This is a genomic window from Pelomonas dachongensis (assembly GCF_043555865.1).
GTDB classification, from domain to species: Bacteria; Pseudomonadota; Gammaproteobacteria; order Burkholderiales; family Burkholderiaceae_C; genus Pelomonas; species Pelomonas dachongensis.
Genome location: NZ_JBIGHY010000002.1, coordinates 85,384 through 104,731, shown reverse-complemented (window position 1 = coordinate 104,731; position 19,348 = coordinate 85,384). Strand labels below are relative to the sequence as shown.

Here is a 19,348-nt window from a genome sequence, read left to right as displayed (position 1 = left end):
CCTGCCCCAGGATGAGTTCCCAGGGTTTGCGCCAAGTCAAGGGTTGACCGGCTTCACGTGCGCATGCTGTGTCCAAAGGACATCCCCATGCGACAGCAAGCCGTCACCCAACGCGAGATCCCCTTCCCTGCCGGCCGCGCGCTGGTCTCCACAACCGACCTGAAGGGGCGCATCCTGCACGCCAACGCGGTGTTTGTGGACGTCAGCGGCTATGCGCTGGATGAGCTGCTGGGCCAGCCGCACAACATCCTGCGCCACCCCGACATGCCGCAGGAAGCCTTCCGCGACCTGTGGGACACCATCGCCACGGGCCGGCCCTGGTCGGGTCTCGTCAAGAACCGCTGCAAGAACGGCGACCACTACTGGGTGTATGCCAACGTGACGCCGCTGCTGGACGGCGGCCGGCCGGTGGCCTATCTGTCCGTGCGCACGCAGCCCACGCGGGCGCAGGTCGAGCAGGCCGAGACGCTGTACGCTCGCATGCGGTCCGAGCAGGCGGCGGGTCAGCTGCAGCACCGGCTGGCCCACGGCGAGCTGTTGCGCCCCGGCGTGGCCGGCGCCCTGCAGCAGCTGCGCCGCCGTCTGCCGTGGCTGGGCGGCATGTCGGTGCCGCTGCTGTCGACCAGCCTCGCCCTCGGTGCGTTTGCCGGAGCTGGCCCCTGGGCCGCTGCCGCCACCGCCGTGCTGACGGCAGCCGGCGCGGCGCTGTGGCAGCAGGCGCGGCTGCGCCAGGCGCTGGGTGCCACCGAAGATTTTGCGAATGCGCTGGCTGCGGGCGACCTGTCCACCACGCTGCGACCCAGCGGCAGCCCGCTGACGCGCGGGCTGGAGTCGGCGCTGGCGCAGGTGTCGGTGAACCTGTGCGCGATGGTCATTGACACGCGCCACGAGATCGAGCGCATCCGCCGCGTCAGCGACGAAATCGCGCAGGGCAATCTGGACCTGGCGCGCCGCACCGAGAGCCAGGCCACCAGCCTGCAACAGACGGCGGCCAGCGTCGAGCAGATCGCCGCGACGGTGCGCGACACCAGCGAGCACGCCGGCAATGCCAGCGGCGTGGCTGGCCAGCTGCACGACGTGTCGCGCGGCAGCGCCAGCGTCGTGCACTCGGTGACCGACACCATGGGCGGCATCGCCGCGTCGTCGGGCCGCATCGGCGAGATCGTGCAGCTCATCGACAGCATCGCGTTCCAGACCAACCTGCTGGCGCTGAACGCCGCTGTCGAGGCTGCCCGGGCCGGCGAACATGGCAAGGGCTTCGCGGTCGTCGCTGGTGAAGTGCGTGCGCTGGCTCAGCGCAGCTCGACCGCGGCGCGCGAGATCAAGAAGCTGATCGACGACTCCACACAGCGCGTGCGCGACGGCGAGGCGCAGACGCGCTCTGCGCGCGAAAGCATCGACGCGACGCTGGCGAAGGTGCAGGCGTTCACGGGCCTCATCAAGCACATCGACAACGGTGCCCGCGCGCAACTGCAAGGGGTGGCCGAGGTGCATGGCGCGATGCGCGAGCTGGACGGCATCACGCAGCAGAACGCCGGCCTGGTGGAGCAGCTGGCCCAGGCGGCAGAGCAGATGCAGTACGACACCGAGCAGGTTGCTGCCGCGCTGCGCGTGTTCCGGCTGGCCGCCAATGAAGGCCGTGCGCTGCCCGACGCCGTGGCGCTGCGCCGGGCGGCCAAGCAGGCCTAACCCGTCGGCGCGCCCTCGTCCGCCCCGCGGGCTACCTGCACCTCGCCCATTGCAATGGCCACGGCCAGCGCGATAGCGTCGATCTGCGCAGCCAGGCCCATGCTGGGCAGCCCGCCCGGCGCGCGCGCGGCCTGCTCAGGCAGCGCCGGCAGGTGGATGAAGCCGCCGCGCACGCCGCGGCCGGCAAGCCTGTGCTGCAGTTCGAAGAACAGCTGGTTGCAGACGAAGGCGCCGGCCGTCAGCGACAGGCCGGCCGGGTAGCCCGCGGCACGCAGGCCATCGCGCATCGCTTTGACCGGCAGCGTGGAGAAGTAGGCATCCGGGGCGAGGGCGACGACGCGCGCGTCGTGAGGCCGATCACCGGCGTTGTCCGGGATGCGCGCATCGATGAGGTTGACCGCGACGCGCTCAATGGAAATCTCGCTGCGACCGCTCGCCTGGCCCAGCGCGATGACCAGCTCGGGCCGCCCCTGGGCCAGCGCCTCGGCCAGCCGTTGCGGTGCGTCGCGGAACGTCACCGGCAAGCGGCATGCCCGCACCCGGCCTATGCCGATGACCCGCCCGTCCAGGGCCTGGGCGACCTCCCAGGACGGGTTGACGGTGTCGCCATCAAAGGGCTCGAACCCGGTGATCAGGATGTCCATCGCGCCATTGTCGGGCCGCGCCAACTGCGTGACTTTCGCGGCGTATTTGCGGGGTGGAACGGCGAACTACCCCCTCCATAATCGCCGCCCATGACCGACCCCTCCCAGCCCTTGGCCTGGCCCCACGGCAGTGCCGGCACCGCAGACGCGGGACCGGGTGCCGCGGTATCGGGCTTCCTGTGGCCCAGCCCGCCCTATGCGGCCTACCCGGAATCGCAACTGCAGCGTGGCCCCGAGGCCTGCGAGATCCTGGGCCTGAACAACAGCCGCAGCAGCGGCCAGCTACTGGCGCTGGACAGCAGCGAACGCATCGTCCGCATCACCGTACCGCCGGCGCGCAACGCCATGCCGCTGAAGTTCAGCCAGTTCCGCGCCGTGAAGCTGCTGCAGCCCGTGACCGTGCCGCCACGCGACGCCAGCGACCGCGGCGCGCCGCTAAGCCTGGACCAGCGTCCGCGCACGCCGTTCCGGGTGGTGTTCGCCGGCGGCGACGAGCTGAAGGGCATCACCATCGGCCACCACCACGACAAGCTGGGCCTGTTCCTGTTCCCGCCGCTGGGCGAGGCCGACGACTCGGTGCGCCGCGTGTTCATCCCGCGCGAGGTGCTGACGAATTTCGAGATCGGCGAGCGCATCGGCGACCTGCTGCTGAAGGACCAGCTAGTCACGCCCGAGCAGCTGTCGGCAGCCGCCGTCGAGCAGACCGGGCTGCGCCAGAAGCGCGTGGGCGACATCCTCGTGGAGCAGCACATCGTCACGGCCGAGCAGTTGCTGCAGGCCATCGAGCAGCAGGCCCGCATGCCGATGGTGCGCATCGGCGAGGCGCTGCTGGCGCTGGAGCTGGTCACGACCGAGCAGCTGGACCTGGCGCTGGTGCAGCAGCGCGAGGACCGCTCGGTGCCGCTGGGCGAGCTGCTGGTGCGCAAGGGCGTCATCAGCCGGGCGCAGCTGCAGTCGGCGCTGGCGCGCAAGATGGGCTACCCGATGGTGGACGTGGAGAAGTTCGCCATCGAGCCCGACGCGGTGCGCAAGCTGCCGCATGCGGTGGCCAAGCGGCTGGAGGTGTTGCCGCTGGTGCTGCGCGACGGCCGCCTTGTCGTCGCGATGGAGGACCCGACGCGGCGTGACGCCATCGACGAGGTCGAGTTCATCACGCAGCTCAAGGTGGTGCCCACGCTGACCCGGCTGGGCACGCTGCAGTTCGCGATTCCTGCCACCTTCGAACGCTACGGCGGCGAGGCGCTGGCGCGCGGCAACACCGATCCGCTGCCCGACTTCCAGCCCGACTTCGCGCTGGATAGTTCCAACAAGCTCATCGAGAGCCTGGAGCGCGACAGCAGCGAGCGCTCGTCCAAGGAAGATGATGCCCCCATCGAGCAGAGCGACAACTCGCTGGTGCGGCTGATCAACTCGATGATCATCGAGGCGCATGGCCAGGGCGTGTCAGACATCCACATCGAGACCTACCCGGGGCGCGAGAAGCTGAAAATCCGCTTCCGCCGGGACGGCGTGCTGCAGCCCTACCTGGAGCTGCCGCATACCTACCGCAACGCGATGATCGCGCGCATCAAGATCATGTGCGACCTCGACATTTCCGAGCGCCGCAAGCCGCAGGACGGCAAGATCAACTTCGCCAAGTTCTCGCCGCAGCACAAGCTGGAGCTGCGCGTGGCCACCATCCCGACCAACAACGGGCTGGAGGACGTGGTCATGCGGCTGCTGGCCAGCAGCAAGCCGCTGCCGCTGGACGGCATCGGCCTGTCGCCCGCCAACCTCGAAGCGCTGAAGACCGCCGTGGCGCGGCCTTACGGCATGGTTCTGTGCGTGGGCCCAACCGGCTCCGGCAAGACCACGACACTGCACTCGGCGATGGCACACATCAACACGCCGGACCGCAAGATCTGGACGGCCGAGGACCCGGTCGAGATCACGCAGGCGGGCCTGCGCCAGGTGCAGGTCAACCCCAAGATCGACTGGACCTTCGCGAAGGCGCTGCGAGCCTTCCTGCGCGCTGACCCGGACGTCATCATGGTCGGCGAAATCCGCGACCAGGAGACCGCCGAGATCGCCGTGGAAGCCTCGCTGACCGGCCACCTGGTGCTGTCCACGCTGCACACCAACAGCGCGGCCGAGACCATCACGCGGCTGCTGGACATGGGCATGGATCCGTTCAACTTTGCCGACTCGCTGCTGGCCGTGCTGGCACAGCGGCTGGTGCGCCGCAGCTGCAGCGCCTGCCGCACCAGCGAGCCCATGCAGGAGACCGAGCTGCAGGAACTGCTGGAGAACTACCTGCACGTGTTCCCGGCGGACAGCCGCCCCAGCAAGCTGACGCTGATGGCCGACTGGATCAAGAGCCACGGCCAGTCCGGCCGGCTGATGAAGCACCACAGTCCCGGCTGCAGCGTCTGCGGCGGCAGCGGCTACAAGGGCCGCGCCGGGCTGCACGAGCTGCTGAGTGTGTCGAAGAACATACGCCGGCTGGTGCAGACCGGCGCCCGCGCCGAGGAAATCCATCACGCTGGCCTGGCTGAAGGCATGCGCTCCCTGCGCCAGGACGGCATCATCAAGGTCCTGCAAGGCATCACCACGCTCGCCGAAGTCCACGCCACCAGCAACGCCTAGCCATGCCCCTGAGCGACGCCCCCGCCGACGGCACCGCCGCCGCGCCCCGCCCCAAGCTGCGGCTGGGGGACGTGCTCGTCGAGCAGCAGCTGATCTCGGCCGAACAGCTGGGCCAGGCGCTGGAGCTGCAACGGGCCACGGGCAAGAAGCTGGGCCGCATCCTGATCGAGGCCAACCTCATCACCGAGGAGGCGCTGGCCCACGTGCTGGCGCGCCAGCTGCGCGCGCCGTTCGTGAACCTGAAGACCTTCCCGCTGAAGACCGAGCTGGTGCGGCTGCTACCCGAGACGCCGGCGCGACGCTTCCGTGCGGTGGTGCTGGAGGAGCGCGGCGACCAGCTGCTGGTGGCCATGGCCGACCCCCTGGACCTGTTCGGCTTTGACGAACTGGCCAAGATCCTGAAGCGCCGCCTGGCGATGGCCGTCGTGGCCGACAGCCAGTTGCCCGCCGTCTTCGACAAGCACTACCGCCGCAGCGACGAGATCTCGGGCCTGGCCAAGGCGCTGGAGAAGGACATCGGCGACGCGGTGGACTTCGGCGCGCTGCAGGCTGCCGTCGGCCAGGAAGGCGCGCCGGTCGTGAGGCTGCTGCAGAGCGTGTTCGAGGACGCGACCCGCGCGGGCGCGTCGGACGTGCACATCGAGCCGCAGGAAGGCGAGCTACTGATCCGCAACCGTGTAGACGGCCTGCTGCAGACGCTGACGCAAGCCGACAAGCGCATCGCCCCCGCGCTGGCCCAGCGTCTGAAGCTGATGGCGGGCCTCGACATCTCCGAGAAGCGCCTGCCGCAAGACGGTCGCTTCACGTTGCGCCTGAGCGACCGCACGCTGGACGTGCGCCTGTCAACGATGCCCAGCCAGTACGGCGAGTCCGTCGTCATGCGCCTGCTCGGCCAGGGCTCGGCGCTTCGCCGGCTGGACCAGATCGCCATGCCGGACGAGATGCTGAAGCGCTTTCGCGAGCTTCTGGGCCGCGACTCCGGAATGATCCTGGTTACCGGCCCCACCGGCTCGGGCAAGACCTCCACGCTGTACGCCGCGCTGGCCGAACTGGACTCGGAGAAGCTGAAGATCATTACCGCCGAGGACCCCATCGAGTACCGGCTGCCGGGCCTCACGCAGGTGCAGGTCAACGAGAAGATCGAGCTGAGCTTCGCCAAGGTGCTGCGCGCCGCGCTGCGGCAAGACCCCGACGTCATCCTCGTCGGCGAGATGCGCGACGCCGAGACGGCCGAGATCGGCCTGCGCGCCGCCATCACGGGCCACCTTCTGCTGTCCACGCTGCACACCAAGGACACCGTGTCCACGCCGTTCCGGCTGCTGGACATGGGCGCCCCGCCCTTCATGGTCGCCACGTCGCTGCAGGCCGTGCTGGCGCAGCGGCTGCTGCGCGGTGTCTGCAAGCATTGCGCCGAGCCGCACCTGGCCACGCCGCAGGAGCAGGCCTGGGTCAACGAGGTGCTGACGCTGAACGGCGAGGCGCCGGGGCCGGTCACCAACGTCAAGGGCCGCGGCTGCTCGGAATGCAACGGCACCGGCTACCAGGGCCGGCGCGGCATCTACGAGATGCTGGAGCTGGACCCCGACATGGCGCTGGCCATTCAGAAAAGCGATGCCGGCGCATTCATCGACGCGGCACGCCGCTCGCTGAAGGGCAGGACGCTCGCCGACCGCAGTCTGGCGCTGGTGCGAGAGGGCAAGACCTCTCTGGCGGAAGCGGTGCGCATCAGCGTGGACGCTGATTGACGCACGGATGAGCAACTTCGCATTCAAGGGTCGCAACGGCCGCGGCGAGCTGGTCGAAGGCATCGTCGACGCGGCCAGCAGCGACGCCGTCGCCGCGCAGCTGATGGCGGGCGGCGTGGTGCCGGTCAGCATCGAGGCCACTGCCGAGGCGGTCAGAGTGACCAGCGGCGACGGCTGGCTGCAGGCCCTGCTTGCCCGACCCATCACGCAGGAAGACGCCTTGGTGCTGACGCGCCAGTTCTACACCTTGCAAAAGGCCGGCGTGCCCATCCTGCGCGCGCTGGCCGGGCTAGAGGCGTCTACCAGCCATCCTGGCGTCGTCAGCCTGCTGCAGGACGTGCGCGCCAGCCTGGACCAGGGTCGCGAGCTGGCCACCGCCTTCGGCCGCCACCCCAAGGTGTTCAGCGCGTTCTACGTCGCGATGACGCGCGTGGGCGAGCTGACCGGCAAGCTGACCGAGGTATTCCAGCGCCTGTCCGCACACCTGGAGTTCGAGCTGGACATTCGCGCCCGCATCAAACAGGCGCTGCGCTACCCGTTCATGGTCATCATCGCGATGGGCATCGCGCTGGTTGTCATCAACCTGTTTGTGCTGCCCAAGTTCGCCGACGTCTTCGCGCACTTCAAGACCGAGCTGCCGCTGATGACGCGCATCCTGCTGGGCTTCTCGGGCTGGACGGTGAAATGGTGGCCGCTGGTGCTCGCCGGCGGCATCGGCGCCGCGATGGCCTGGCGTCACTGGGTGGCCACGCCCGGCGGGCGCTACAGCTGGGACCGATTCAAGCTGCGTCTGCCCATCGCCGGCGACATCGTGCTGAAGGCCACGCTGGCCCGCTTTGCGCGCAGCTTCGCGCTGGCCAGCAGCTCTGGCGTCCCCATCAGCCAAGCGATGACGGTGGTGGCGCAGACCGTGGACAACGCTTACATCGGCGCCCGCATCGAGCAAATGCGCGATGGCGTCGAGCGCGGCGAGAGCATCTCGCGCTGTGCCACGGCCACCGGCGTGTTCACGCCCATCGTGCTGCAGATGATCGCCGTGGGCGAGGAGACCGGCGAGCTGGACACGTTGATGACCGAGATAGCGCAGATGTACGAGCGTGAGACCGACTACGCCATCAAGGGCCTGTCCGCCGCCATCGAGCCCATCTTGCTGGCGGTTATCGGCGCGCTGGTGTTGGTGCTGGCGCTGGGCGTGTTCCTGCCGCTGTGGAACCTGGGGCAGGCGGCCATGGGCCGCTGAACGCGCTGACCGCAGGCGCCAAGACCTGGCACTTTGTGAACTAGCAACGCTTTGCTGTCGGCAGCATGTCGCTGTTCCAGACGCGTGCGCTATTCACTTTTCAAGGGTCCCGGTCTCCCTGATAGTGCTGCCATTCCACATAGCGCAGTGCGCAGGAAGGACCCCATGAACAAGTCCCGTCAAACCGGCTTCACCCTGATCGAGCTGGTGATGGTCATCGTCATCCTCGGTGTGCTGGCCGCGGTCGCGCTACCCAAGTTCGTCAACGTGGATGCCGACGCGAAGCAGGCCGCCTTGAACGGCATTGCAGGCGCGCTCAGCTCCGCGTCCGCCATCAACTATGCCAGCCGCAAGGCCAATCCCAACAAGGGCGTGGCGATTGCCAATTGCACCGACGTGGCCAACGCTCTGCAGGGCGGGCTCCCGGCCGGCGCAACCCCCGCCTACGCCATCACCAACGCTGCCATCACCGGCGGCGCGGATACCACCAAGACCGACTGCGCCGTCACCGGCAACGGTCTGACTGCGGCATTCACCGCGACTGCAATCAATTGATGCCAGCGCCACGCAACTCGCGTGGCTTCACGTTGATCGAGCTGATCCTCGTCATCGTGATCACAGCCGCCCTGGCGGTGTTCGCCCTTCCAAAGATGGTGGACACGACGCTGTGGCGGCTGCGTTCATTTGGCGACGACCTGATGGCACGCCACCAGGCCATGCTGCGGCTGGCGCTGCAGCAGCGACGGCCCATCGAGGCCACCATCACCGCCACAGGCGTCAGCTGGGCCTACCTCGGCAACGGCGGCGCCAGCCTCGACTCGCTGCCCTGCCCCGCCAACGAGTCGCCCTGCATCGCCGAGGGCGGCAGCCGCACCGTCACGTTCAACAGCGGCAACGCGGGCGCCGTGGCCACGAGCACGTCGGCCAGCCTGACCGTCACGGTGGCCAAGGGCAGCTACGCCCAGGCTTACCGTGTCGAGGCGGACACAGGCCTGATCTACCCGCTTCCTTGACCCTTGGCAGCACCCGACCCTGCACTAGCATGAAGCGCATGCGTCTCCCCCGCCGGGCCCACGGCCTCACGCTGATCGAACTGCTGCTGTTCATCGTCGTCGTCGGCATTGCGCTGGCGGCCATGCTGCGCGTGTTCACGACGTCCACGCTGGCCAGTGCCGACCCGATGATCCGCCGCCAGCAGCTGGCCATCGCCGAGTCGCTGCTGCGCGAGGTGCAGCTGATGCCGTTCACGTGGTGCGACCCCACGGGTGACGCCAACGTCGAGACGGCAACCTCCGCGAGCGGCTGTGCAAGCCTGGCGGAGGCCAGCGGTCCTGAAGCCGGACAAACCCGTTACGGCCCCACGAACTACTTCGACAACGTCAACGACTACGCCGGCTTCAGCATGGCCGGCATCCGCGACCTGTCCAACACCGCCGTTACCGGCCTGTCCGGCTACACGGCCAGCGTGGCCGTCGCAGCAGATACGCTGGATGCAGTCGCCGCAGGCAGCGGCGACGCGCTGAAGATCACCATCACCGTCTCCGGTCCCGACAGCAGCAGCCTGGTGCTGCAAGGCTGGCGAACCCGCCATGCGCCCAACTCGCCGCTCTGACACCGGCCCGGCGCGCCGCCACGGCGGTGCCCGAGGCTTCACGCTGATCGAAGCGGTCATGGTGATCGCCATCACCGGCGTGGTCGTCGCGATGGTGGCCATCTTTATCGTGCCCGCGACCACCGCCTATTTCGCCAGCAGCGCGCGGGCGCAGTTGACCGACGAGGCCGACACCGCGCTGCGGCGCATTGCCCGTGACCTGGCAGCCGCGCTGCCCAATAGCGCACGCATCAGTGGCAGCAGCCTCGAGCTGATCCCAGTCAGCGGCGCGGCGCGCTACGCCGTGGAGAGCGGCAACGCGCTGGCTTTCGGCACGGCAGACAACAACTTCGACATCGTCGGCCCGCCGCTGCGCCTGAGCAGCGGCAACCAGCGCCTGGCCTGGTACAACCTGGGTGGCCTGGCGCCCGACGCCGACGCTTACACGCAGGCCAATGTGCGCGTGGCAACCAACGCGGCCGGCAACGCCACCAGCGTCGCCTTCGCGGGCACGGCACCGGCTAACGCGCTGCTGGCGCCACCCTTTCGCGTCTATGCCATCGAGCAACCCGTCACCTACCGCTGCGACCTGGGAGCGGAGACGCTGATTCGCCACAGCGGCTACGGCTTCAACAGTGCGCAGCAGTCCATGCCCAGCGGCGGCAGCGCGGCCGTGCTGGCACGCCACGTGAAAGCCTGCACGTTCAGCTACGACACGCTCGCTATCGCGTCGCGCTATGCGCTCGTCACACTGCGGCTGCAGTTGGGTGTCAACAACGAGACGGTGTCGCTGTACCACACGGTGCACGTCGACAACCTGCCCTGACCATGCACGCACGCGGCTTCACGATGATGTCCATGCTGTTCATCCTGGTGGTGCTGGCCGCGCTGGGCGTGGCGCTGGCGTCGCTGACCCAGCGCCAGCAGCTTGGCTCCGCCGGCGAGTTGGCAGCTGCGAAGGCCTATCAAGCGGCGTTCGCCGGGCTGGAGTGGGGCAGCCATCAGATCCTGCGTGCCGGCGGCCAGCCGGCCTGCTTCGGCACGCGCAGCTTCGCTCTGCCCGACCAGCTTGCCGATTTCACCGTGACGGTTACCTGTGCCCGTGCCACCGCGACTGATGGCGAGCAGGCGCTGGCCTTCTACACGCTGGTCGCCACGGCGTGCAACATCGCCAGTGGCGGCGCCTGCCCCAACGGCGCGACGACCGAGCCTGCCTACGCGGAACGACAGCTGAGCCGCAGCCTCGGCACCGCCACGCCATGAAACGCTGGCTGCAGGCCTTCATCGCGAGCCTGGCGCTGGGCGTGCCGACGCTGGCCGCAGCAGTCAACTACCAGCTGCCTGGCAACCTGCCGCCCGGCTGCAGCGCCAGCGGCGCCAACTACACCTGCGCAAGCGGCAGCCTGGGGTCCGGCGACACGGTCACCGTCAACAGCCCGAAGCCGGCAACCGTCACCATCAACGGCAGCTTCAACACCAACACGTCGCAGATCAACGTCGCCGGCAGCGCCAGCGACTTGAACCTCGTCGTCAACGGTACGCTGACGCTGGGCTACAACGCCAAGATCACGGCCAACGTGACAGCCAACGCCGTCAACGACACCGGCGGCGGCAACGTCACCATCACCGGCAACCTGGTGGTCAACGGCGGCAACGTGTCGCTGGCCTACCAGAGCTCGGTCACCGGCAACCTCTCCACCACTGGCAGCGGCACGATCACCACCGGCCAAAACGGCACCATCGGCGGCAACGTATCGGCAGTCAGCGGCGCCATCACGATCAGCGAGAACTCGCGCGTGACTGGCAACGTGACCGGCACCGGCAACATCACCATCGTGCAGGCGGCCGTCGTTTCGGGCGACGTCAACGCCGGCGCGGGCGCAGTCAGCCTGGGCTTCCAGTCTCGCGTGACCGGAAACCTCGCGACCACCGGCACCATTTCGCTGGACCAGGAAGCCCGCGTCGGCGGCACGCTGACCGGCGGCGCCGGCAACGTGACGGTGGGCTATGCCGCCAACGTGGCGGGAGCGCTGACGACCTCCAACGGGACCATCGGCTTCGCGCAGAACGCGGTCGCCCAGGCTTGCGTGCGCTCCACCGGCAGCGCCAGCATCACGTTGGGCTACCAGAGCAGCATCAACAGCGTCTGCTGCGGCGCGAGTTGCAGCAACAGCTGCGTCGTCAACAACTCCACCTTTGCGATGCCGCCGGCCTGCAGCGCGCCCGCCACGCTGGTGGCCGACTACCGCATGGACGAGTCCACCGCCTGGAACGGCACGGCCGCCGAGGTGCGGGACGCCAGCGGCAACGGCCGCCACGCGCAGTCGGCCACCGCTGCGTCCGGCACGCCCGTTGCCATCACCGCCAGCGGCTCGCCAGCCTACGGCACCACCGCCGGCAGCTGCGGCTATGGCTACTTCAACCGCACCACACCCACGACGGCAACGCACACCTACGTGCAACTGCCAAGCGGCTTCCCGTCGCTGAGCAACAGCTTCACGGTGCTGGGCTGGATACGCAGCACGGCACCGGCGCAGTCCGGCCAGCGAGTCTTCGCGAATGACGACCATCAAAACGGCTGGGCGCTGAGCCTCGGCGATGCCGGCAGCGCGTCGGTGCGACTCTTCAACCGCAACCTGAACGCCAGCGGCGCCGTGACCACCGGAGGAACCAATGGCGCCGGCGCCACCACCGCCAACTGCAGCAGCGGCACTTTCTGCCTGGACAGCGCGCCCATCATCGCGGCCAACACCTGGTACTACGTCGCCGCCATCGTCGACACCGCCAACCGGCAGGTGCAGGTGCTGATCTACAACAACAGCAGCACCCTGCTGGCGAGCGCCACATCGGCCTACACCGGCACCTGGGTGGCCGGCACCGGCGGGTCCACCATCGGTGGCGAATCGGCCAGCTCCAGCGAGGGTCAGAGCAGCAGTTTCCACTTCAACGGCCACATCGACGAGCTGCAGGTCTACAACGGCGTGCTCAACAGCAGCGCCATCACCACCCAGCTGACCCGCTCGCGCAGCTGCCCGGTGCCGGCCATCAACAGCTTCACGATCGGCGGCACCGGCAGCGCCTCCACGTGCAGGCCGCAACCGCTGACGATCACGGCCCGCGACATCAACGGCAACACGCTGACCAGCTATACCGGCACCGTGAACCTCAGCACCAGCTCCGGCATCGGCACCTGGTCGCCGGGGTCGGGCCCGGCGCCATCCGGCTCGCTCGTCGCCGGCGCCAACAGCGGGCAGGCCAGCTACACGTTCGCGTCAGGCGACAACGGCGTCGTCAAGCTTCAGCTCGCGCACGGCCTGGCGCAGAACGTCAGCGTCACCGTCCTCGACAGCGCGGTCAGCAGCACCAGCCGCACGTCCGCCACCATCAACTACAGCGACAACGCGTTCGTCTGGGACGAGGACGTGGGCGCCAAGATCACGGGCACCTTCGTCGCGGTGGCTGGACGCCCGCACGACATGCGTGTGAGGCTGATCAAGAAGGACGCCACCACCAACAACTGCGGCGTGGCCACCGACTACACCGGCAGCCGCAACCTCAAGCTTTGGCGCATCGACAGCGGCGGCAGCTGGACAGCACCGAGTGTCGGCGGCAGTAACGTACCAGCCGCACGACCGGCCGCCAACAACCTGACCGGGCTGAACTTCACGGCCGGCGTCGCCACCTTCAACCTCGCGACGACCGACGTCGGCAAGTACGCGTTCAACCTCGAAGACGATTCGCTGACCGCAGCGGCCACCACCATCAGCGGCAGCAGCCAAGACCTCACCGTGCGACCGTTCGCACTGGCGGTCGCAGGCCTCAAGATGTCCGGCACCGACAACCTCAACGGCAGCGCTTCGGGCGACCCCATCTTCGGCAAGGCTGGCGCGCCCTTCTCCGCCACTGTGACGGCCTACCGCTGGAACAGCGCCGCCGACGGCACCGACAACGACGGCGTGCCCACCGCCAACCTGCCGCTGTTGCAGATCTCGGCCGGCGGCATCGCTGCGGGGTTCAACGCGGCGGTGCTGCTGACGACCGCGAGCGGTTCCATCACGCCGGCCGGGGGCGCCACCGGCACGCTGGCCGGCAACACAGTTAACAGCTTCAGCAGCGGCGTGGGCACCACCAGCACGATGACCTACAGTGAGGTCGGCAGCTTTGCGCTGAACACGAGCGCCGTCGTCGGCAACTACCTCGGCGCCGGCATCGCGCTGGACGCGCTGGTCTTCAACGCCGCCGGCAACCAGAACACCCGCGTGGGCCGTTTCATCCCGTCCGGCTTCGGCCTCACCGCCGGCAACCCCGCCGTCGTGCACCGGGCGGCGCTGAGCTGCGCATCGGCCTCCGCCTTCACCTACATGGACGAGTTCTTCCGCCTCGGCTTCCGACTGACGGCGCTGAACGCCGCAGGCATCACGACCGTCAACTACACAGGCAGCTTCGCCCGGCTCGACCTCGCCACGCCGGCGAACCTGCGGCTGGCCGGCATCGATGGCACGACGATGTTCAAGACCACCAACGCGCGGCTGGAGAACGGCGTCAGCACCGGCAGCTGGACGGCTGGCATCGCGGACGTCACGCTGACGGCCCGCGCGCTGCGCGCAGCGGCGGCGGACGGCCCCTTTGCCAATGCGGTGTTCGGCATCGCGGCACTGGACCTGGACGGCGTCGGCATGATGACGCCCGACCTCGACACCGACAGCCCCGCCAACGGCAACGACCGGGTGAAGGTGGGGGGTGCAATCCCTCTGCGGCACGGCCGGCTGCGGCTACAGAATGCGATGGGTGCGGCCAACCGCACGTTGAGCCTGCCGCTCGCGGCGCAATACTGGAACGGCACCGCCTTCACCACCAACACCTTGGATTCCTGCACAGCCATCAGCGCCAGCAACCTGTCCTTCGGCAACCTGCGCAGCGTGACGGCAGCGAGTGCGGCCATGGTCGGCACGACCAGCACGGTGACGGCAGGCGTGGGCCGCCTCCCGCTGGCCGCGCCGGGTGTCGGCCGCGGCACTTACGACATCGCCATCGCGCTCGACACCACCACACCGCCCGCCGATGCCTCCTGCCTCAAGACCGCCGGTGCCTGGACGCCCGCCAAGGCGGCCACCGCCGGCGCCAACCTGACCGCGCTGCGCGGCGCCTGGTGCGGCAGCGCCGCCATCAGCGACCCCGCCGCCCGCGCGACCTGGGGCCTGTACCGCGGCGCCGACGGCGTGCTCTACCAACGGGAGAACTATTGATGCGATGGCCCTGGTCTCCCCGCCGCAGCGTCCACCGGCTGGTGCTGCGCCGCGTCGGCAGCCTGCACGCTTTCGTGCTGATCGACGGCGCTGCTGACGATGGCCCGGCCCGGCTGCTGCGCTGGGGCCTGCTGGACGAGGCCCGACCCGTCGCCGCCGGCGAGGCGATCGCGCTGCTGGACCCGGCCGAGTACCAGATCCTGAAAGTCGACACGCCCAACGTGGCGCCCGAAGAACTGAAGCCCGCCGCACGCTGGCAGATCAAGGAGATGGTGGACGTGGACGTCGCGCAGCTGACGCTGGACGTCATGCACGTGGGCGGCGACGTGGACCGCCCCAACAATTCCAGCGCACGGCAGCTGTTCGTCATCGCCGCGCGCAATACAGCCATCCAGGCGCTCACCCACGGTGCGGCCGGCATCAGCGAGCGCATCGGCGTCGTCGACGTCTGGGAGACGGCGCTGCGCAACCTGCTGTGCCGCCAGGCACGCGCCGACGCGCTCGACACGCGGGCCGCCGCGGCGGTGCTCATCGACGAGCGGCACTGCATCCTGGTCGTCACGTCCGGCGACGAGCTGTTCTACACGCGGCGCCTGGAGGGCGACCCCAAGCTGCTGGCACGCGCCCGCGGCGAGCAGGCGGAAGGCCCCGTGGCCGAGCTGCCGCTGGGCTTCGAGTACCAGCCCGGCGGCAGCCTGGACGTGCACGACGCGCAGGAGTCGCCATTGGTGGTCGAGCTGCAGCGCTCCATCGACGTGTGGGAACGCAGCTGGCCCGAACTGCCGCTGGCGCGGCTGTACGTCATCACTGCCAGCAACGGCCCCGAGGTGGCGACACTGATCCAGCGCGAGTTGGGCCAGCGCACCGTGGCACTGGACCCGCTGGCGGCCTTCATGTCGGGCGCGCCGCAGCCCGAGGGCGACCCGGCCCACGCGCTGGCCGCGTGCATCCCGCTGCTGGGCGCCGCGCTGCGCACCGACACCCGGCAACTCTGACTCGACATGCGACCCCACTGATGTCCCAGCAGATCAACCTCCTCGCGCCCATCCTGCTGGCACCGCGGCGCTACCTGTCGGCGACCACGCTGCTGCAGGCCGCCGCGCTGCTGCTGGTGGTCGGCGGGGCCATGGCGCTGTGGCTGCACCAGCGCGACCGATCGGCGCACCAGCGTCACCAGGCCTTGCTCGGCCAGTACGAGGCCGAGCGCCAGCAATTGCTGGTGGCGCGCGTCAACCTGCCGGCCCCGCAGGATGCAGCGGCGCTGCAGCAGCAGGTACAGGCGCTGCAGGACGGCAACGCCGCGCGAGCGGCGCTGCTGCGTATGCTGGGCAGCGCGTCCGACGATCAAGCCGGCCAGCGCCACTCCGACGTGCTGGCGTTGGTGGCGCGCACGCTTCCCGACACCGCCTGGATCAGCGAGCTGCGCTACGCCCCCAACCGCCTGGAGCTGGCGGGTGGCACTCTGGACACGGCCCAGCTGCGCCCCTGGCTGAGCCGACTGGCCGCGCATCCGCTGCTGGCCGGCCAGCAGCTCTCCGCGCTCCGAGTGGAGCGCTTGGGCGCGCCTGGAACCGACGACGGCAATGGCAATGCCAGCCTGCTGCAGGGTGCCGGCCTGACAGCACGCCCGCCGCTGCCGGTGTGGGCATTCCACGTCGTGAGCGCGCCCGCGGCGTCGGCATCGGGAGCCACGCGATGAAGGCACAGGCCCCTGTGAGCCTGCGGCCGCTGCAACTGGCCTGGGAACGCCAGGCCCGGCGCATCGACGCGCTCAGCCTGCGCGAGCGGGCCTTCCTGTTTATCGGCATCGTGGCCGTGCTGGCGCTGCTGTTTGACTTCATGGTGCTGACACCGCTGAGCGAGCGCCAGAAGCAGCGCACCGACGCCCAGACACAGCGCAGCAGCGAGCTGTCGCAGCTGCGCGAACAGTTCATCACCGAGAGCCGCGGCAGCAGCGACCCCGCCAGCCGGCTGCGTAGCCAGCTGGACACGGCACGTGCCGAGCGCGATCGCCTGGACAACGCGCTTCGCCAGGCCGGCACGCCCGGCGCCGGCGAAGGCCTTGCCGCCGTACTGCAGCGCCTGCTGGCCCAGCAACCGGGCCTGGTGCTGGAGAAGCTCACGCTGCTGGACGACGCACCCGCAGGCGCCGCCGCCGCGCGCCCTGCGCTGCCGGTGCTGCCTGGCATCGGCTGGCAGGGCGTGGATCTGCAGGTGCAAGGCAGCTGGCGCGACGCGCAGCGCTATGTGCAAGCGCTGGAGCGCGAGCTGCCAGGCCTGCGCTGGGGCGAGCTGCGCCTGAAGGCCGGCGCCGGCAACGAGGCGCCGCGCGTGCAGGTCCAGCTGTTCATGCTGAAGGTGCAGCCATGAAAGTGATCGCCCTGCTGATGCTGTCCGCCGCGCTGGCGGCCCACGCGCAAGAACCGGCGCAAGGGCCGGCGCGCGACCCGACCACGCTGCCGACGGCGTTGCGTCACGCCATGACCGCGGCCTCGGCCGCGTCCGCACCCGGCACTGCGCCGGCCGCCAGCGGCGTGCGCCAGGTCATCTTCGTCAACGGCCGCGGCTACGTCGTTCAGCGCGGACGCCGCCACGCCGTGGGCGAACAGCTCGACGGCGCCCGCATCGAACGCATCACCGAGCAGGCAGTGTGGCTGCGCGAGGCCGGTCAGGTTCGCCGTGAACCGCTGTACGGCGGCGTCGAGAAGCGACCACCGCCTGCCGCGGCTTCTGCCCCGATCGCCAAGAAATCCAAGGAGAAGCAGCCATGAAGGCTCCCGTCCATCCGGCCTCGCGCGTTCTGCTGCTCAGCGCCATTGCTGCCCTGTTGGCGGGCTGTGCCGACAAGCCGCTGCGCGTGGCCCAGCCCAGCCAGGCGCTGCGCGAGGAACTGCAGGCGCAGCAGCGCGTGGCCCAGCCGCCCGCTGCCGCGTCGGCCCCCGAGGCGCAGCCTCAGCCGGTGCCGCCGCCCGCCCCCGTGCTGCCGGCCGAGCCGCGCTTCGACCTCATCGTCAACGGCGCGCAGGCGCGCGACGTGTTCCTGTCCCTCGTCAGCGACACCCGCTACAGCATGCTGGTGCACCCCGGCGTGACGGGCACGCTGTCCGTCACGCTGAAGGGCGTCACGCTGCGCGAATCGCTGGACGCCATCCGTGATGTCTACGGCTTCGACTACGCCATCGACGGCCGGCGCATCACCGTCTACCCGCCCACGCTGCAGACGCGTGTGTTCACGATCAACGCGCTGGCCCACCAGCGCAGCGGGCGCAGCGAGATGCGCGTCAGCTCGGGCGCCGCGCCAGTCAGCGGCGCCAACAATAGCAATGGCAGCAGCGCCAGCAACGGCGCGGCGGGCGGCGGCAGCACCAATACCGTGCTGCAGCAGGAGAGCAGCCAGCTCACGACGCGTGTGGCGGGCGACTTCTGGGCCGAGACGACCACGGCGCTGCGCGCGCTGGTGGGCGCCGGCGAAGGCCGCACAGTCATCGCCAGCCCGCAGACCGGCACGGTCGCCGTGCGTGCCATGCCCGAGGAGCTGCGCCACGTCGACGCCTGGCTGAAGGCCACGCGCGTGGCCGTGGAGCGCCAGGTCATGCTGGAGGCCAAGATCGTCGAGGTGGAGCTGCGCGAGGGCTACCAGAGCGGCATCGACTGGTCGCGCATCGGCGAACGCGGCGCTATCGGCCAGACCAGCGTGAACCCGTCCATCCCGACGGGTGTCGGTACCATCATCAACCCCCTCGTCAGCAACAGCCGCGGCTTTCCGGTGCTGTCGACAGGAACGCAGAACCCCAGCTGGCAGGACCTGATCCCGCTGCCGTCGGCGGGTGGCGGCAGCTTCGGGCTGGCGCTGAGCCGGGGCGGCTTCCAAGCGCTGCTGAGCTTCATCGAGAGCCATGGCGACACGCAGATCCTGTCCAGCCCGCGCATCGCGACGCTGAACAACCAGAAGGCGGTGCTGAAGGTCGGCACGGATGACTACTTCATCACCGGCATCAGCGGTAGCAATAGCAACAACACGAACAACAGCGGCAGCAACGGCACCACCAACCAGATCCCAACGCTGACGCTGACGCCATTTTTCAGCGGCATCGCGCTGGACGTGACGCCGCAGATCGACGCCGCTGACATGGTCACGCTGCACATCCACCCTTCGGTGTCCAACGTGACGGAGAAGGTCAAGCAGGTGGACCTGGGCGAGGTCGGCAATTTCCGGCTGCCGCTGGCCAGTGCCAGCGTCAACGAGACCGACACCGTGGTGCGCATCCCTGACGGCCAGATCGTCGCCATCGGCGGGCTGATGCAGATGGAGGCCTCGCGGCGCGGCTCGGGCTTTCCAGGGGCCGACAGCAATCCGCTGACGTCCACGCTGTTCGGAAACCGCGCCAACAACGGGCGCAAGCGCGAGCTGGTGGTGCTGATCAAGCCCAGCATCATCCGCAGCGCGGACGACTGGGCGCAGCACAACCGGCTGGTCAGCGAGTCGCTGGACGACACCGAGAGCCGGTCGAGGCGGGTGATCCGCCTCGACGGCTCGGCGGCTGCACCCGCGCAGAAGTGATGCCGCG

16 protein-coding genes are annotated in these 19,348 nt (G+C 69.4%); 15 read left to right on the top strand and 1 reads right to left on the bottom strand.

Annotated features, from left to right (window positions below):
* Positions 1–87: 87 nt before the first annotated feature.
* On the top strand, positions 88–1,689 hold the full coding sequence (locus ACG02S_RS05240) for a methyl-accepting chemotaxis protein (protein WP_394469388.1): 1,602 nt from the start codon (positions 88–90) through the stop codon (positions 1,687–1,689).
* On the opposite strand, the gene pcp is transcribed toward ACG02S_RS05240, so the two are convergent.
* On the bottom strand, positions 1,686–2,333 hold the full coding sequence (gene pcp, locus ACG02S_RS05235; RefSeq protein WP_394469387.1) for a pyroglutamyl-peptidase I: 648 nt from the start codon (positions 2,331–2,333) through the stop codon (positions 1,686–1,688). The two genes, ACG02S_RS05240 and pcp, sit on opposite strands and share 4 nt — an antisense overlap.
* A gap of 90 nt (positions 2,334–2,423) precedes the next feature.
* On the opposite strand from pcp, the gene ACG02S_RS05230 reads away from it, so the two are divergent.
* The 14 genes from ACG02S_RS05230 to ACG02S_RS05165 all read left to right on the top strand — a co-directional run bounded on the left by ACG02S_RS05230 (position 2,424) and on the right by ACG02S_RS05165 (position 19,341).
* Positions 2,424–4,958, top strand: a complete 2,535-nt coding sequence (locus ACG02S_RS05230; RefSeq protein WP_394469386.1) for a GspE/PulE family protein — start codon at positions 2,424–2,426, stop codon at positions 4,956–4,958.
* 2 nt (positions 4,959–4,960) lie between these two features.
* Complete coding sequence (locus ACG02S_RS05225; protein ID WP_394469385.1) at positions 4,961–6,703, top strand: GspE/PulE family protein; 1,743 nt, start codon at positions 4,961–4,963, stop codon at positions 6,701–6,703.
* 7 nt (positions 6,704–6,710) lie between these two features.
* The gene (locus ACG02S_RS05220; RefSeq protein ID WP_394469384.1) at positions 6,711–7,943 is read left to right on the top strand and encodes a type II secretion system F family protein; all 1,233 of its coding nucleotides are present in this window, start codon (positions 6,711–6,713) and stop codon (positions 7,941–7,943) included.
* Positions 7,944–8,108: 165 nt separating this feature from the next.
* The gene (locus tag ACG02S_RS05215; protein WP_394469383.1) at positions 8,109–8,498 is read left to right on the top strand and encodes a type II secretion system protein; all 390 of its coding nucleotides are present in this window, start codon (positions 8,109–8,111) and stop codon (positions 8,496–8,498) included.
* Positions 8,498–8,956: a type II secretion system protein gene (locus ACG02S_RS05210; RefSeq protein ID WP_394469382.1), complete on the top strand. Its 459-nt coding sequence runs from the start codon at positions 8,498–8,500 to the stop codon at positions 8,954–8,956. The genes ACG02S_RS05215 and ACG02S_RS05210 overlap by 1 nt, the downstream gene beginning before the upstream one ends.
* Before the next feature lie 38 nt (positions 8,957–8,994).
* Positions 8,995–9,555, top strand: a complete 561-nt coding sequence (locus ACG02S_RS05205) for a prepilin-type N-terminal cleavage/methylation domain-containing protein (protein WP_394469381.1) — start codon at positions 8,995–8,997, stop codon at positions 9,553–9,555.
* A complete protein-coding gene (locus ACG02S_RS05200; RefSeq protein ID WP_394469380.1) occupies positions 9,533–10,360 on the top strand; it encodes a PulJ/GspJ family protein in 828 nt (275 codons plus the stop codon). The genes ACG02S_RS05205 and ACG02S_RS05200 overlap by 23 nt, the downstream gene beginning before the upstream one ends.
* A gap of 2 nt (positions 10,361–10,362) precedes the next feature.
* Positions 10,363–10,797: an agglutinin biogenesis protein MshP gene (locus tag ACG02S_RS05195; protein ID WP_394469379.1), complete on the top strand. Its 435-nt coding sequence runs from the start codon at positions 10,363–10,365 to the stop codon at positions 10,795–10,797.
* Positions 10,794–14,780 carry a DUF6701 domain-containing protein gene (locus tag ACG02S_RS05190; RefSeq protein ID WP_394469378.1) on the top strand — a complete coding sequence of 1,329 codons (3,987 nt, stop codon included), beginning with the start codon at positions 10,794–10,796 and terminating at the stop codon, positions 14,778–14,780. The genes ACG02S_RS05195 and ACG02S_RS05190 overlap by 4 nt, the downstream gene beginning before the upstream one ends.
* Positions 14,780–15,775, top strand: coding sequence for a hypothetical protein (locus ACG02S_RS05185; protein ID WP_394469377.1), 996 nt, complete (start codon positions 14,780–14,782; stop codon positions 15,773–15,775). The genes ACG02S_RS05190 and ACG02S_RS05185 overlap by 1 nt, the downstream gene beginning before the upstream one ends.
* Positions 15,776–15,795: 20 nt before the next feature.
* Positions 15,796–16,479: a PilN domain-containing protein gene (locus tag ACG02S_RS05180; RefSeq protein ID WP_394469376.1), complete on the top strand. Its 684-nt coding sequence runs from the start codon at positions 15,796–15,798 to the stop codon at positions 16,477–16,479.
* Entirely contained in the window at positions 16,476–17,150 is a 675-nt protein-coding gene (locus tag ACG02S_RS05175) for a hypothetical protein (RefSeq protein WP_394469375.1), read from the top strand. Before ACG02S_RS05180 ends, ACG02S_RS05175 begins: the two co-directional genes overlap by 4 nt.
* On the top strand, positions 17,147–17,551 hold the full coding sequence (locus ACG02S_RS05170; protein ID WP_394469374.1) for a hypothetical protein: 405 nt from the start codon (positions 17,147–17,149) through the stop codon (positions 17,549–17,551). Before ACG02S_RS05175 ends, ACG02S_RS05170 begins: the two co-directional genes overlap by 4 nt.
* The gene (locus tag ACG02S_RS05165; protein ID WP_394469373.1) at positions 17,548–19,341 is read left to right on the top strand and encodes a secretin N-terminal domain-containing protein; all 1,794 of its coding nucleotides are present in this window, start codon (positions 17,548–17,550) and stop codon (positions 19,339–19,341) included. The genes ACG02S_RS05170 and ACG02S_RS05165 overlap by 4 nt, the downstream gene beginning before the upstream one ends.
* Positions 19,342–19,348 lie beyond the last annotated feature (7 nt).